Source organism: Parvularcula mediterranea (assembly GCF_013085255.1).
Taxonomy (GTDB): domain Bacteria; phylum Pseudomonadota; class Alphaproteobacteria; order Caulobacterales; family Parvularculaceae; genus Parvularcula; species Parvularcula mediterranea.
Map to the genome: position 1 here is coordinate 61,196 of NZ_JABFCX010000003.1, position 12,945 is coordinate 74,140.

The window sequence follows — 12,945 nt, forward strand, 5'->3', positions numbered from 1 at the left end:
CTATGTTCGACGAAGCGCCCAAGAGCGGTGGCCCCACCGACGACGTCGTGATCCCCTTTCAGGTGGGCGAGACGGCCGTCCGCGGCCGGCTCGTGCGCCTTGGCCCGGCGATCGACGACCTCCTGCGCCGTCACACCTTCCCGAAGCCCGTCAAGGAGCTGGTCGGCCAGACCGCCGCGCTCGTCGCGATGCTTGGTGCGTCCCTCAAGTTCGAGGGCAAGCTGATCCTTCAGGTGCAGGGCGATGGCCCTGTCTCGATGATCGTCGCTGACTACACCGTCGGCGGTGCCCTGCGCGCGACAGCGAAGCTGCAGGATGGTCACGATGAGATCGCAGGCAAGGCCGAGGGGCCAGAGCTCCACTTCCTCCTGCGCAAGGGTCACATGGTCATGACCATCGACCAAGGCGCAGACATGGAGCGGTACCAGGGCGTCGTGCCTCTCGAAGGGCCGACCATCGCCAAGGCGACGGTCAACTACTTCGCCCAATCCGAGCAGATCCCCACCGCCATCGAACTCGCCGTCGGTCAGATCACGGACGAGCATGGCCGCGAGACCTGGCGTGCTGGCGGTATCATGGCTCAGTTTATGGCAGGCGAGGGCGGCAGCCGTGAGCGCGGCGAAGATGTCCTCATGGAAGATGACGACCGCGAAGCGTGGAACCGCGCCGCGATCCTCCTCGAGACGGTGAAGCCTGACGAGCTTCTCGACCCGACCGTGTCGCCGGAGCAGCTTCTCTACCGCCTCTATCACGAGGATGGAGTGCGCGTCTTCGATCCGTCTACGGCGCATTTCGAGTGCACCTGCAATCGTGAGAAAATCGCCAACGTCCTCTCGCAATACACCCGCGAGGACATTGACGACATGATCGAGGACGGCGCGCTCGAGGTCACCTGCGACTTCTGCCGTCAGGTCTATCGCTTCGAACTCGACGAAAGCGGCGAGCGGTTTACTGAATAGTGGAGCGCTCTCGCGCGAGAGTTCTTCAGATGGATCCTGAATCAAGTTCAGGATGACGGGTGGAGAGACCACCTCCCCAATTTCGTCATCCTGGACCCGATCCAGGATCCATCACAAAAAGAGAACGAAGCTCCGCCCACAAACCCTCTCCCTCGGGAGAGGTCCAAATCTGCAGGCTTGGAGAAACCGCCCTTAGCTCACCAGCCACATCCAGAACGGCAGGCTGACGAACGCCAGCATCGTCGTCACCGTCACGTGCCCCGCCATCAGCTCTGCGTCCCCGCCCAGCTCCTTCGCCAGCACGTAGGCCGACGCCGCGCCGGGCGCCCCGCCAATCGCGGCGAGCACCACCAGTGCTTCGGGCGGTAGGGAGAACGCTACCCCGATCCCGAGGAATACGGCAGGCGCTATGAGCAGCTTGAGCACCACGGAGGCCGACAAAAGCCCCGGCTTTGCTCCGATAGCGGAGAAATCGAGCCCCGCACCGATGGCCAGCAGGATGAGAGGCAACGCAGCCCTGCCGATCAGCTCTCCCGTTGCCACCACGAGGGGCGGCTGAAGCCACGGGAGAGCGATCGCAGCAGCACCCGCGGCGCATCCGATGATCAGGGGGTTGGTCACGATCCGCAACGCCACGCGGGAGACACTTACGTCCCCCTCGTGTGCTCCCCATACGGAGAGAACCGCAACGCAAAGGATATTGATGAGCGGCACCGTCGGCCCGAAGATGATCGCGACCAGCGCCGCCTGATCGACCGAAAGGCTGACCTGCGCGAGCGCCAGGATGACAAACCCGTTCCAGCGCAATCCGCCTTGGAAGACGCTTGTGAAGCTTGGTCCATCGGTGCGTAGGAGTGGCTTCAGCATGACGATCAGCGCCGCCATCGCAAGGAAGCCAAGGACAGCCGAAACCACGACGCCGCCGGCAGCGATGCCTTCAAGGCTGGCCTGCCCGATCGTCACGAACAGGAGCGCAGGCAACAGCACGAGATATCCGAGCTTGTTGATCCCTGCCCAGAGGTCTAGGCGCACCAGCCCCGTGCGCCTGACCACCCAGCCAAGCGCGATGGTCGCCGCGATGGGGATCAGGCCGGAGAAGACGTCCAAGTCACACCTCCTCCGGGTGCTGAGGGCTTAGAGGCCCAAGGAGCGGTAGCTCTCTGCGACGTCCTTAAGCGAGGTGTAGTAGGCGGCCGTCCGCATATCCTCGATGGCGTCCACCTCACGCCAATAGTGGCGCATCTGCTGGTAGGCGTTGCGCATCGTATCATCGAGACCTGAGCGAACGAGGTCGATTTCGTCAGCACCCCGACCGAACTTTTCGACGAACTCCGGCGCGAATTTCTGCCCGGTCATCTTCTCGAGCTCTTCGACAAGCAGCAGCTTCTGCTTCTCGTCCTCACGGCGCTGCATCCGGCCGAAGCGGATGTGGCTGAGGTTCTTGACCCACTCGAAGTAGGAGACGGTCACGCCGCCTGCGTTGGCGTACATGTCTGGGATGATGATCACGCCTTTTTCGCGGAGGATCGTGTCAGCATTCGCCGTGATCGGACCGTTTGCGGCTTCGATGATCAGCTTGGCCTTCACGTTCGGTGCGTTGCCGCGCCAGATGGCACCTTCGACCGCAGCCGGGATGAGGATGTCGCAATCCTCTTCGAGCAGCTTCGAGCCATCGGAGATGCAGGTGCCGTGGTGATAGCCCTTCACGCCGCCGGTCTTGGCGATGAAGTTCTTCAGCTGGTCGATGTTGATGCCATTCTCGTCCCAGATGCCGCCATCACGCTCGGCCACGCCGATGATCTTGCAGCCGTCTTCTTCGGCGAGGAACTTCGCGGCGTGGTAGCCCACATTGCCAAGGCCCTGAACGATGACGCGCTTGCCATCGAGGGTGCCGTCCATGTTGGCGTCCTTCACGTCCTCATCGTGGCGGAAGAACTCCTGCAACGCATACTGAACACCGCGGCCTGTCGCTTCGACCCGGCCAGCGATGCCGCCAGCGCCGAGCGGCTTACCGGTGACGCAGGCAGCGGCGTCGATGTCGGTCGGGTTCATCCGGCGGTACTGGTCCGCCATCCATGCCATCTCGCGCTCGCCCGTGCCCATGTCGGGGGCGGGGACGTTCTGTGACGGATGGATGAGGTCGCGCTTGGCCAGCTCATAGGTGAAGCGGCGGGTGATGCGCTCCAGCTCGTCTTCGTCCCAATCGCGCGGGTTGATGGCGAGACCGCCTTTCGAACCGCCGAACGGCACCTGAACCAGTGCGCATTTGTAGGTCATCAGCGCCGCAAGCGCTTCCACTTCGTCCTGGTCGACCGAGAGGGCATAGCGGATGCCGCCCTTGACCGGCTCGAGGTGCTCGGAGTGCACCGCTCTGTAGCCCGTGAACGTGTGGATGTCGCCGCGCAGGCGGACACCGAACCGGACCGCGTAGACCGAGTTCGCGACCTTGATCTTGTGCTTCAGCCCCTCGGAGATATCGAGGTGCGCTGCTGCGCGGTCGAACATGATGTCGACGCTCTCGCGAAATGTCGTTTCGCGTTCCATTGCGTCCAGGGCCATTCTTTGTCTCCTCCGATTTTTTATCGTTGTGTGTTGATTAGTGCCTGAAGTGCCGCATTCCGGTGAAGACCATTGCGAGACCTGCATCATCTGCAGCAGCAATCACTTCATCATCCCGCATGGATCCGCCGGGCTGGATGACCGCCGTGGCGCCAGCATCAGCTGCTGCGAGAAGGCCATCAGCGAAGGGGAAGAACGCGTCCGACGCAACGACCGAGCCTTTCACGAGCGCTTCCGAGAGGCCCTCAGCTTCAGCGGCGTCCTGAGACTTGCGCGCAGCGATGCGGGATGAGTCGAGGCGGCTCATCTGGCCAGCGCCGATGCCCACGGTCGCGCCGTCCTTGGCGTAAACGATGGCGTTCGATTTGACGTGCTTGGCGACGGTGAAAGCGAAGCGCAGGTCTGCCAGTTCCTGCTCGGACGGCGCGCGCTTGGTCACGGTTTTCAGCTCACCACCGAAAAGCGCCGTGTCATGGTCCTGGTGCAGGAAGCCGCCAGCGATGGGCTTAAGGATCTGGCGCAGCTGGGCAGGATCGGGAAGCTCCGGGATCGTAAGGAGGCGGAGGTTCTTCTTCTTGGCGAAGAGCTCCTTGGCGTCCTCGTCAACGCCCGGTGCGATCACGACTTCGGTGAAGATCTTGGTGATCTCTTCAGCAGCCTGACGGTCAATCCGTTGGGTGGCCGCGATGATACCGCCAAAGGCCGAGACGGGGTCGCAGCGCAGGGCGCGTTTGTAGGCGTCCGCGATGCTCTGGCCCTGGGCCACGCCGCAGGGGTTGGCGTGCTTGACGATCACGACGGCCGCTTCGTCCCGCAGCTCTGCTGCCAGCTCGACGGCCGCATCGGTATCGTTGAGGTTGTTGTAGGAAAGCTCCTTACCCTGATGTTGCTCGGCGTTCAGGACGCCTGCGCGCTCCTCCGCTGTGCGGTAGGCGGCGGAGGACTGGTGCGGGTTCTCGCCATAGCGGAGGGTCTGGGCGATGCGGCCCACCGTGCCTGTGCGGCGAGGCGGGGCGTCGCCCTCGTGAAGCTGCTGAGAGATCAGGAGGTCGTACTGCGCCGTTCGTCCGTAAGCGATCGAGGACTGCTGCTTGCGGAAAGCCTTGGTTGTTCCGCCTGCGGAGAGTTCGTCCAGCAGCGGCGCATAGTCTTCAGGGTCGGTGATGACCGTGACGCGTTCGAAGTTCTTCGCCGAAGCCCGGATCATCGCCGGGCCGCCAATGTCGATCGTCTCGACAAGGCCCGCTTCATCGGCGCCTTTTCTCACGCTTTCCTCGAACGGGTAGAGGTTCACGACGAGAAGGTCGATCGGCGCGATGCCGTGCTCTTCCATCGCGGCATCGTCGGTGCCCTCGCGCCCAAGAAGACCTCCGTGGACGGAAGGGTGCAGCGTCTTCACGCGGCCATCCATGATCTCGGGGAAGCCGGTGACCTTGGAGACATCCGTCACTTCGAGGCCGGCCTCGCGCAGCGCCTTCGCCGTGCCGCCAGTCGACAGCAGCGTCACGCCGTGGCTCGCCAGTTTCTCAGCGAAGGGGATCAGTCCGTTCTTGTCAGAGACGGAAAGAAGGGCACGGCGCGGCATGAAGCGGGCGGTCATCGGGGGCGGAAAGCTCCTTGGAAAATCGAGAATCTGTCCCGCTTATCCGCCTGCGACTTTTCGTGCGCAAGAGCCCCGCCGCATTATGCCTTGATCGTGCGCAGCGCCTCGTGCTCTTGGCCGAAAACGGCCAAAAATCTAGGGCCCAGACCCATAAATCTCACGAATTTGGTCGAGGTGGTCTCGCGCGCTTGCTAGGAGCTGGGCCGCAGGAATGGTCAGCCCTTTCAAGGCCCAGCGACGACGACAGAGCGCCAGACCGCCCGATCCTTCGGACGTCCGGTCCCTCGCCCGTCGGACGTCGGCGCAGAGGAGCCGAAAGGGCAAACCATTCCGGCTCCTCAGCTTCTAGCCGAGCGGGCGAGGGACCGGACGCCAAACCTCGGGAGATTAATGGGTCTGGGCCCTAGCTGACGCGCTTGATCGGCTGCTGCGCTGCGGCCTTCGCTGCCTCGGTTCGTGCGTCCGGCTTGAACTCGGGCACAAGGTGATGGACCGCCTCAAGCAGAGCCTCCGACTGGCCAGCCCGTGCGAAGCGGATCACATCCGAGAAGCGCGGCACGAGCAGCGGCAGGTCGATCATGGTCGGCGATGCTAGGAGAACCCCGTCCGTACCCGTCTGGATCAGCTTTTCGAGGGAGTGGAAGATCTCCTCGAACAGCTTCTCGCCGGGGCGGAGCTTGGTGAACTGGATGTCGATGTCCTGATAGGGCTTGAAGCCTGCGGCCTCGATCATCTTCTCGGCCAGCGTCACGATCTTGATCGGCTCGCCCATGTCGAGAACGAAGATCCGTCCGTCATTGCTGAGGACGCCATTCTCCGACTCAAGGGAGGCGGCTTTCAGGACCAGCTTTGACGCTTCCTGCGTCGTCATGAAGTAGCGCTGCACGTCCGGGTGCGTGACGGTAACCGGGCCACCCATCGCAATCTGCCGCTGGAAAAGCGGCGCAACGGACCCCGTTGAGCCGAGGACGTTGCCGAAGCGCACAGTGACGAACCGCGTGTCGGTCTGCGCAACGTCGAGCGCCTGGGCGTAGAGCTCCGCCATGCGCTTGGTCGCGCCCATGAAAGACGAGGGGTTCACGGCCTTGTCGGTGGAGATGAACACCACCGTCTCCGCCCCGAACTCGGTCGAGGCGTCAAAGACGTTCTTTGCGCCGAGGACGTTCACGAGCGCAGCTGCCGAGGGGTTCATCTCGACAATCGGTACGTGCTTCAGGGCGGCTGCGTGCAGCACCACTGACGGCCTAAAGAGCTTGAAAAGCCCCATGATGTGGTCGCGTTGGCAGACGTCGATGAGCTGCGGCACGAGCATATCGCCGTGGCCGGCTTCGGTCAGCTCGCGCTCAATGGTGTAGAGATTGAACTCGCCATTATCTGCAAGGATAAGTTGCCGAGGTCCCAGCTTGGCGATCTGGCGGCAGAGCTCGCTGCCGATCGTGCCGCCTGCACCTGTTACAAGAACACTCCGGCCGCTGATCATCTCGCGGGTCATGGAGAGGTTCACTGAGCGGGGCTTGCGATTGAGGAGCGCCTCGCAATCGAGGTCGATATCGCACTCACCCTTTTTCTTCACAGAGTCCGCACCTTGCGTCTGATCGCTCCAGCGTTTCCAGAACATGGTTTAGACCCTCTCCTTCGCACCGCACCTTAACGAAATGCGCGCGCGATCAAAGCACTAAAACAGCCTAGCTACAGTTTATGACAGAGACGTTGCCCCGCTCCCTCGGGACAGCGATGTCAGGCGCTGCCGCTCAACCGTAAATTGTCGATGGCCTTCCGGTAGCTGCCGTGAGGCGAGCGGAAGACCGCGGTTCCAGCGACCAGGGCGTGTGCACCCGCCTCGATCACCGATGGTGCCGTCTCGTCATTGATGCCGCCATCGACCTCGATGATTGTATCGAGGCCAAGCTGGTCGATCCTCTCCCTGATCGACCGGATGCGGCCGAGTGAGGCCGGAATGAATTTCTGCCCGCCAAAGCCGGGGTTCACCGACATGACGAGGATGAGGTCGGCCAGCTCATAAAGAGGCTCGAGCGCTTCGAGCGGCGTGCCGGGGTTGATCGCGACACCGGATTTCTTGCCAAGGCTCCTGATGTTCTGGAGCGAGCGGTGGATGTTCGGATCAGCCTCGGGATGGACGGATATGATGTCCGCGCCAGCCTCTGCGAAGCTCGCGACGATGCCGGGGTTCGGCATGATCATCAGGTGCACATCGAAGGTCTTGGCGGAGTATGGGCGCAGCGCCTTCACGACGTCAGGACCGACAGTGAGGTTCGGCACGAAATGGCCGTCCATGATGTCGAGATGCACCATGTCGGCACCGGCTTCGTCGATGGCACGCACTTCGTCGCCAAGCTTGGCGAAGTCCGAGGCGAGAATGGAGGGGCTGATCAGCGTCTTCATAGGGCGCGCGCTACGCTTCTTCGGTTCCCGCGCCAAGGGGGACTCCGTCGCGCTCTCCGCCTTGTCACCCGGCGCAGGCCTGGCTGCTGACCCCGGAGAGTGGAGCGCAGGCCTCAGGATGGCCCCCGCAGCAGTCATTCACGAGGCCGTCGACCATTTCCGTCACCGCGGACAGCACCACCGAATAGATGATGCTCCGCCCGTCGCGCCGCTGGGTCACGAGCCCTGAACGGCTCAGGACGTTGAGGTGCGCGCTGAGCGTATTAGGCGCGACGCCCAGATCCCTTGCGATCTTCCCAGCGCTGATCCCCTGCGGCCCGGCCGACATGAGGGAGCGGAACACGGAAAGACGGGTCTGCTGGGCGAGGGCACCGAGGCGCGTGACCAGAATGTCTTGATTTTCATCCATGTTCGCTAGGTGCGCTCGGCGGATGCGAATTGCAACCGGTAGAGATGCAAGCCGGATCTCCACAACTGTTCAACAGTTCTTGAAATTAGGAAAAGACCCGCCTAGCAGCGCCGCGAACGAGACTGAGCGGCACCGCCATGGGTAAGTTCGAACGCTATCTGAGCCTCTGGGTGGCTCTCGCCATCGCAGCGGGGATCGGCCTTGGCCAGCTCCTGCCCGGGTTCTTCGAGGCGCTGGCAGGCATGGAGCTCTTCGCCGTCAATCTGCCCGTCGCCATTCTCATCTGGGCGATGGTTTACCCCATGATGCTCGGCATCGAGTGGAGCGGCCTGAAGCAGGCGGTCCGCGAGCCGAAAGGCATCATCGTCACCCTCGTCGTCAATTGGGTGGTGAAGCCCTTCAGCATGGCCGCCCTCGGCGTCCTCTTCTTCCGCCACGTCTTCTCAGGGCTCATCCCTCCAGAAGATGCAGAGGGCTACCTCGCAGGTCTCATCCTCCTCGGGGCTGCTCCGTGTACGGCGATGGTCTTTGTCTGGTCGCAGCTCACCAAGGGTGATCCCAACTACACCCTCGCTCAGGTCACAGTGAATGACGCGATCATGGTCGTCGCCTTTGCGCCGATCGTCGCTTTTCTTCTCGGCGTGACGGAGATCGCCGTGCCTTGGGGCACGCTGCTTCTGTCCGTCGTTCTCTATGTCGTCCTTCCACTGACAGCTGGCGCGCTGACGCGTCAGGCGCTGCAAAGCCAGGGCGAGGGCAGGGTGGAGGCTTTCCAATCGAAGCTTTCGAAGGTCGGCCCCGCAGGGCTCCTTCTGACGGTGGTCCTTCTCTTCGGCTTTCAGGGTCAGGTGATCCTCGACCGTCCGCTGGTCATTGGCCTCATCGCCGTCCCGATCCTCATCCAGTCCTACGGCATCTTCGCCGTGGCCTATGGCGCAGCCTTCGCTCTCAAAGTTCCGCACAAGGTGGCCGCGCCCTGCGCCCTCATTGGTACCTCGAATTTCTTCGAGCTGGCCGTGGCTGTCGCGATCAGCCTCTACGGCCTTGGCAGCCCCGCGGCTCTAGCCACGGTCGTCGGTGTCCTCGTTGAAGTGCCTGTGATGCTGAGCCTGGTTGCTTTCGCAAACAGGACCCGGCACCGCTTCGATCAAAAGCCCAGCGGCGAAGGAGCACCATCCGCACCATGATCGTCATCCACCACAATCCCGACTGCGGCACCTCCCGCAACGTCCTCAAGATCGTCCGCGATGCAGGCTATGAGCCTGTCGTCATTGAGTACCTCAAGGAAGGCTGGACCCGGCCCCAGCTCCTCGCGCTCTTCGCCGCTGCGGGGATCACCCCGCGCGAGGCCCTACGCGAGAAGAAATCCCCCGCGGCGGAGCTCGGCCTCCTGAAAGAGGGCGTCTCCGATCATGACATTCTTGAGCAGATGCTCGAACACCCGGTCCTCGTGAACCGTCCTCTCGTCGCAAGCCCCAAGGGCGTCGCGCTGTGCCGTCCGTCGGAGAAGATCCTCGACCTCCTCGATCAGTGGCCTGATGGTCCGTATGCCAAGGAAGATGGTGAGCTGGTCATCGACGAGAACGGCAACCGCGTCACCTGACGCGGCGCTTGCCAGCCGCCTGATCGCGGGCAAAGCTCTGGTTTCTTCCTAGACTGGAGCCTGCCTTGCGTTCGATCATCTCCGCTCTCGCTTTCCTCTCCGCCAGCGCCGCCGCCCAGGACCTGCCAGGCTTCGAGCCCGGCAACGTGCTCCCGGAGTTCGGCAAGGTCGCTGACGTCGAGACCAGCTTCGAAGCCCCTCAAGGACAGCCTTTCCGCGTCGTCTTCGACGTCGCAAAGACCGTGGAAGAGGGCGAGAGCCCGCACATCGGCAAAGCCGCCCGCTTCCTCAACATGCACGGGGAGGGCGGCGTCGACCCAAGACCCCTCGACATCGTCGTCGTCATCCACGGCCGCGCCGTAGGCGACATCACCAACGAGGACCGCAACGAGCAGCGCGCCATGGTCGAAGCGCTTCTGGGCAAAGGCGTCCGCTTCATCGTCTGCGGCCAGTCCCTCGCGGGCCTCCAGGTCCCCCAGAGCGCCCTCATCGAAGGCGTCGAAGTCGCCCTCTCCGCCATGACCGCCCACGCGAGCCTCATGGAAGAGGGCTACCACTCCATGCCGTTCTGATCGTCGCCGCTGCGCTCGAGATTGGGCAAGCCGGGATGATACAGGCAGTCTGGCGGCGTTGCGTCAGGGCAGGGGCGATAGGATGAGCGACCGGAAATCGCGGCTACTCGAAATCGTCCGGGGCAAGGCGGGCAAGGCCAGCCGTGCCTTCGAGATCGGCGTTCAGGTCCTGATCCTTCTCTCCCTCGTGACCCTGGCGCTCGAGACGATGACGGTCTGGACCGAGCGCCAGCTCTGGGTGATCGAGCGTCTCGACGAGCTGATCGTCGGGCTCTTCCTGATCGAGTATCTCCTCAGGATCGCCGCGGCTGAGAGCAAGCGGCGCTACCTTTTCAGCTTCTGGGGCATCGTCGACTTCCTCGCCGTGGTGCCGACAATTCTCCTCGCGGGCCTCGATTTGAAGGCGCTCCGGGCGCTCCTTTTCCTAAGGCTCGTCAGGCTTCTCAAGCTCGGCCGATATCACCAAGGCGTGGAGCGCCTGGTCCGCGCTTTCCGAGATGTCCTGCCGGAGTTCATCATCTTCTTCGCAGCGTCGATGGTACTTCTCTACCTCGCCTCGGCGGGCATCTATTTCCTTGAGCGCGAAGCGCAGCCGGAGACCTTCTCATCCATCCCGGCCGCCATGTGGTGGGCCGTCGCGACCTTCACCACGGTGGGCTACGGCGACATCTACCCAGTGACCCCGGGCGGGAAGGCTTTCACGGGACTGGTCGTCCTGATCGGCCTCTGTCTCGTCGGCATCCCCGCAGGGCTCATCGCTGCCGCCCTCGTGGAGCAGCCTGACCACAAGCGTCCCGATGACGATGGGGATAACAACGCCGATTAGGCGAATTTTCTTCTCCAAATCCGCTTGCATCAGCCGATCCCCTGCGCCATACGCAGCCGCTCAGCACCGGTAGCTCAGCTGGATAGAGCACGTGACTACGAATCACGGGGTCGGGGGTTCGAATCCTCCCCGGTGCGCCATTTTCTGCTATACAAAAATTAGCCAAGCCGTTGATTTTCAACGGAAAATCTCGAGCACAAATGGTTCGATACGCGAATGTAGGCCGATTTGGGCCACATCTGGTGTACGAAGCTGGTCTACATCACTGTGTCTCAGCGGTGAGACACAAACGGGGTCCCAAGCCCCACATCTGACCGGTCGGGCATGCTTCCTCGCGCGGCGTTGTGATCCGCCTCCCACTAAAGTAGCCTCAAAGCTGGAGCATGCTTTCGGCTCCGCGCTCGGTCTCGCTCTCCGGAAAGGAGAGCGCCATGCCTAAGCCTCCACGCAAGCACGACCACTACCTTCTGAAACGTAGCGGCCGGTATTATTACTACCGCCGGGTGCCGGAGAAGTACCGCGACCTCGACCCTCGCGGGACGATCAAGACAGCCCTCAAGACAGACAGCCTGGAGATGGCGAGGATGCGTAGGGATTCCCTCGCGCACTCCGATGAGGAGCTTTGGAAAGCCCTCGAACTCTCCCTAACCGAAGGTGACAAGAGTGGGACCAGCGTCGCAATCGCCCGGCGTCGGTACAATGCGGCACAGGCAAGAGCGCTCGCTTACGGCTTCACCTATCGCCCGATGGATGAGCTGATCGACGAGGGAAAGATCGAAGAGATCGTCGCCCGCGTTCTCGCCATCGACAATGATACGAACGGCCCGAAGCGTTCGATCAGGGCGCACCGAGAAACCGCTGAGGCTCTTCTAGGGGCTGTCCCAGTCCCCGATGTCAGGGTCTCCGATGCATTCAAACTCTACCTCGAAGACATCGCCTTCGACGCCCAATACGGAAAGTCGCCCGCCCAGAAGGAGGTCTGGCTCAACACTAAGAAGCGATCGATCGGCTACTTCATACAGGTGATCGGCGATATCTCCATGGAAGCCATCACCAGGGAGCACGCCATCGACTATAAGAAGTGGTGGGCGGAACGATTGCTTCCCCAAGCCGACGGCTCTCAAAGCCTGAAACCAGCCACCGCGAACCGAGCGATCGGTGACATGCGGACGCTCTATCAGTCCTACTTCGAGCATGTCGGTCAGGAACGGACGAACCCCTTCCGCGGGATACGCTTCAAGGCAAAAACGCGCACCGAGGTTCCTGCCTTCGAGAACGAATGGGTACGAACGAGAATTCTGGAGCCGGGAGCGCTTAGCGGTCTCAACCCGCAGCTCCAGGTGATCGTCTTGATGCTGATCGAAACGGGGTGCCGTCCGTCGGAGATCATGAATCTCGACCCGGAAGACTTCCATCTGGGCCACGTTGTCCCGCACATCTCGATCCGCGCGAAGGAGGGCCGCGAGATCAAGACAGAGACCTCGATCAGGGACATTCCGCTGGTGGGGGTCTCGCTCGAAGCCGCGAAGCGGATGCCCGGCGGGTTCCCGCACTATCGGGACAAGAACAACCTGTTCTCGGCGTCGGTGGTGAAGGCATTTCGGAACAGAGGTCTCTTCCCGACGCCCAATCACGTCATCTACTCCTTCCGCCACGCCTTCGAAAAGAGGATGCAGGAGGCCAACATCGACTTCGGTCTCCGCTGCCTCCTGATGGGGCACAAGACGAGCCGCCCCGCCTATGGAGATGGCGGCTCGCTGGCCTATCGCCGCGACGAGCTCCTCAAAATAGCTCACCCGTTTTCGGAGAGCCTGTTCTCTGAGATCGACCGCTCAGTTTCGGTCGAAGAGGCGTAGGCCTGCAAAGACCATCGAGGCGCCGCCGCCGCGCTTCGATGCGCTCGACCTCATCGTCGAGCAGTTCGAACACAGGCCAGAAGCTCTCGCCGAAAGACTGGACAAGACCGGCGGCAACATCGCGGGCGCGGTGGAGTTTGGGGTCGGGGTTGGTC

12 protein-coding genes and 1 tRNA gene are annotated in these 12,945 nt (G+C 62.5%); 7 read left to right on the plus strand and 6 right to left on the minus strand.

Annotated elements, in window-relative coordinates; translation table 11 throughout:
* The first annotated feature begins 2 nt into the window (after window positions 1-2).
* Window positions 3-959 carry an Hsp33 family molecular chaperone gene (locus HK107_RS09155; RefSeq protein ID WP_173198981.1) on the plus strand — a complete coding sequence of 319 codons (957 nt, stop codon included), beginning with the start codon at window positions 3-5 and terminating at the stop codon, window positions 957-959.
* Window positions 960-1,151: 192 nt separating this feature from the next.
* Here the strand turns inward: HK107_RS09155 and HK107_RS09160 are convergent, their stop codons facing one another.
* From HK107_RS09160 to HK107_RS09185, 6 genes are all read right to left on the minus strand, one after another.
* The gene (locus tag HK107_RS09160; RefSeq protein WP_173198983.1) at window positions 1,152-2,066 is read right to left on the minus strand and encodes an AEC family transporter; all 915 of its coding nucleotides are present in this window, start codon (window positions 2,064-2,066) and stop codon (window positions 1,152-1,154) included.
* A gap of 27 nt (window positions 2,067-2,093) precedes the next feature.
* Window positions 2,094-3,518, minus strand: a complete 1,425-nt coding sequence (locus tag HK107_RS09165) for a Glu/Leu/Phe/Val family dehydrogenase (RefSeq protein WP_173198985.1) — start codon at window positions 3,516-3,518, stop codon at window positions 2,094-2,096.
* 37 nt (window positions 3,519-3,555) lie between these two features.
* Window positions 3,556-5,118 (minus strand): bifunctional phosphoribosylaminoimidazolecarboxamide formyltransferase/IMP cyclohydrolase, encoded by a 1,563-nt coding sequence (gene purH / locus HK107_RS09170; protein ID WP_173198987.1) that lies wholly within the window; start codon window positions 5,116-5,118, stop codon window positions 3,556-3,558.
* A 406-nt stretch (window positions 5,119-5,524) separates the two neighbouring features.
* Window positions 5,525-6,739 (minus strand): UDP-N-acetylglucosamine 4,6-dehydratase family protein, encoded by a 1,215-nt coding sequence (locus HK107_RS09175; protein WP_173198989.1) that lies wholly within the window; start codon window positions 6,737-6,739, stop codon window positions 5,525-5,527.
* Between the two features lie 119 nt (window positions 6,740-6,858).
* Window positions 6,859-7,524 carry a ribulose-phosphate 3-epimerase gene (gene rpe, locus HK107_RS09180; RefSeq protein WP_173198991.1) on the minus strand — a complete coding sequence of 222 codons (666 nt, stop codon included), beginning with the start codon at window positions 7,522-7,524 and terminating at the stop codon, window positions 6,859-6,861.
* Window positions 7,525-7,588: 64 nt separating this feature from the next.
* Window positions 7,589-7,933, minus strand: a complete 345-nt coding sequence (locus tag HK107_RS09185; RefSeq protein ID WP_173198993.1) for an ArsR/SmtB family transcription factor — start codon at window positions 7,931-7,933, stop codon at window positions 7,589-7,591.
* 137 nt (window positions 7,934-8,070) lie between these two features.
* Here HK107_RS09185 and arsB point away from each other — a divergent pair, with 137 nt between their 5' ends.
* The 6 genes from arsB to HK107_RS09215 all read left to right on the plus strand — a co-directional run bounded on the left by arsB (window position 8,071) and on the right by HK107_RS09215 (window position 12,790).
* Window positions 8,071-9,120 carry an ACR3 family arsenite efflux transporter gene (arsB, locus tag HK107_RS09190; RefSeq protein WP_173198995.1) on the plus strand — a complete coding sequence of 350 codons (1,050 nt, stop codon included), beginning with the start codon at window positions 8,071-8,073 and terminating at the stop codon, window positions 9,118-9,120.
* On the plus strand, window positions 9,117-9,536 hold the full coding sequence (gene arsC, locus HK107_RS09195) for an arsenate reductase (glutaredoxin) (RefSeq protein WP_173198997.1): 420 nt from the start codon (window positions 9,117-9,119) through the stop codon (window positions 9,534-9,536). The genes arsB and arsC overlap by 4 nt, the downstream gene beginning before the upstream one ends.
* 65 nt (window positions 9,537-9,601) lie before the next feature.
* Window positions 9,602-10,108 (plus strand): DsrE family protein, encoded by a 507-nt coding sequence (locus HK107_RS09200; RefSeq protein WP_173198999.1) that lies wholly within the window; start codon window positions 9,602-9,604, stop codon window positions 10,106-10,108.
* 82 nt (window positions 10,109-10,190) lie between these two features.
* Window positions 10,191-10,934 carry an ion transporter gene (locus HK107_RS09205; RefSeq protein WP_173199001.1) on the plus strand — a complete coding sequence of 248 codons (744 nt, stop codon included), beginning with the start codon at window positions 10,191-10,193 and terminating at the stop codon, window positions 10,932-10,934.
* Between the two features lie 63 nt (window positions 10,935-10,997).
* Window positions 10,998-11,074: transfer RNA gene (locus tag HK107_RS09210), tRNA-Arg, on the plus strand.
* Between the two features lie 291 nt (window positions 11,075-11,365).
* On the plus strand, window positions 11,366-12,790 hold the full coding sequence (locus HK107_RS09215; RefSeq protein WP_173199003.1) for a DUF6538 domain-containing protein: 1,425 nt from the start codon (window positions 11,366-11,368) through the stop codon (window positions 12,788-12,790).
* The last annotated feature ends 155 nt before the right edge of the window (window positions 12,791-12,945 follow it).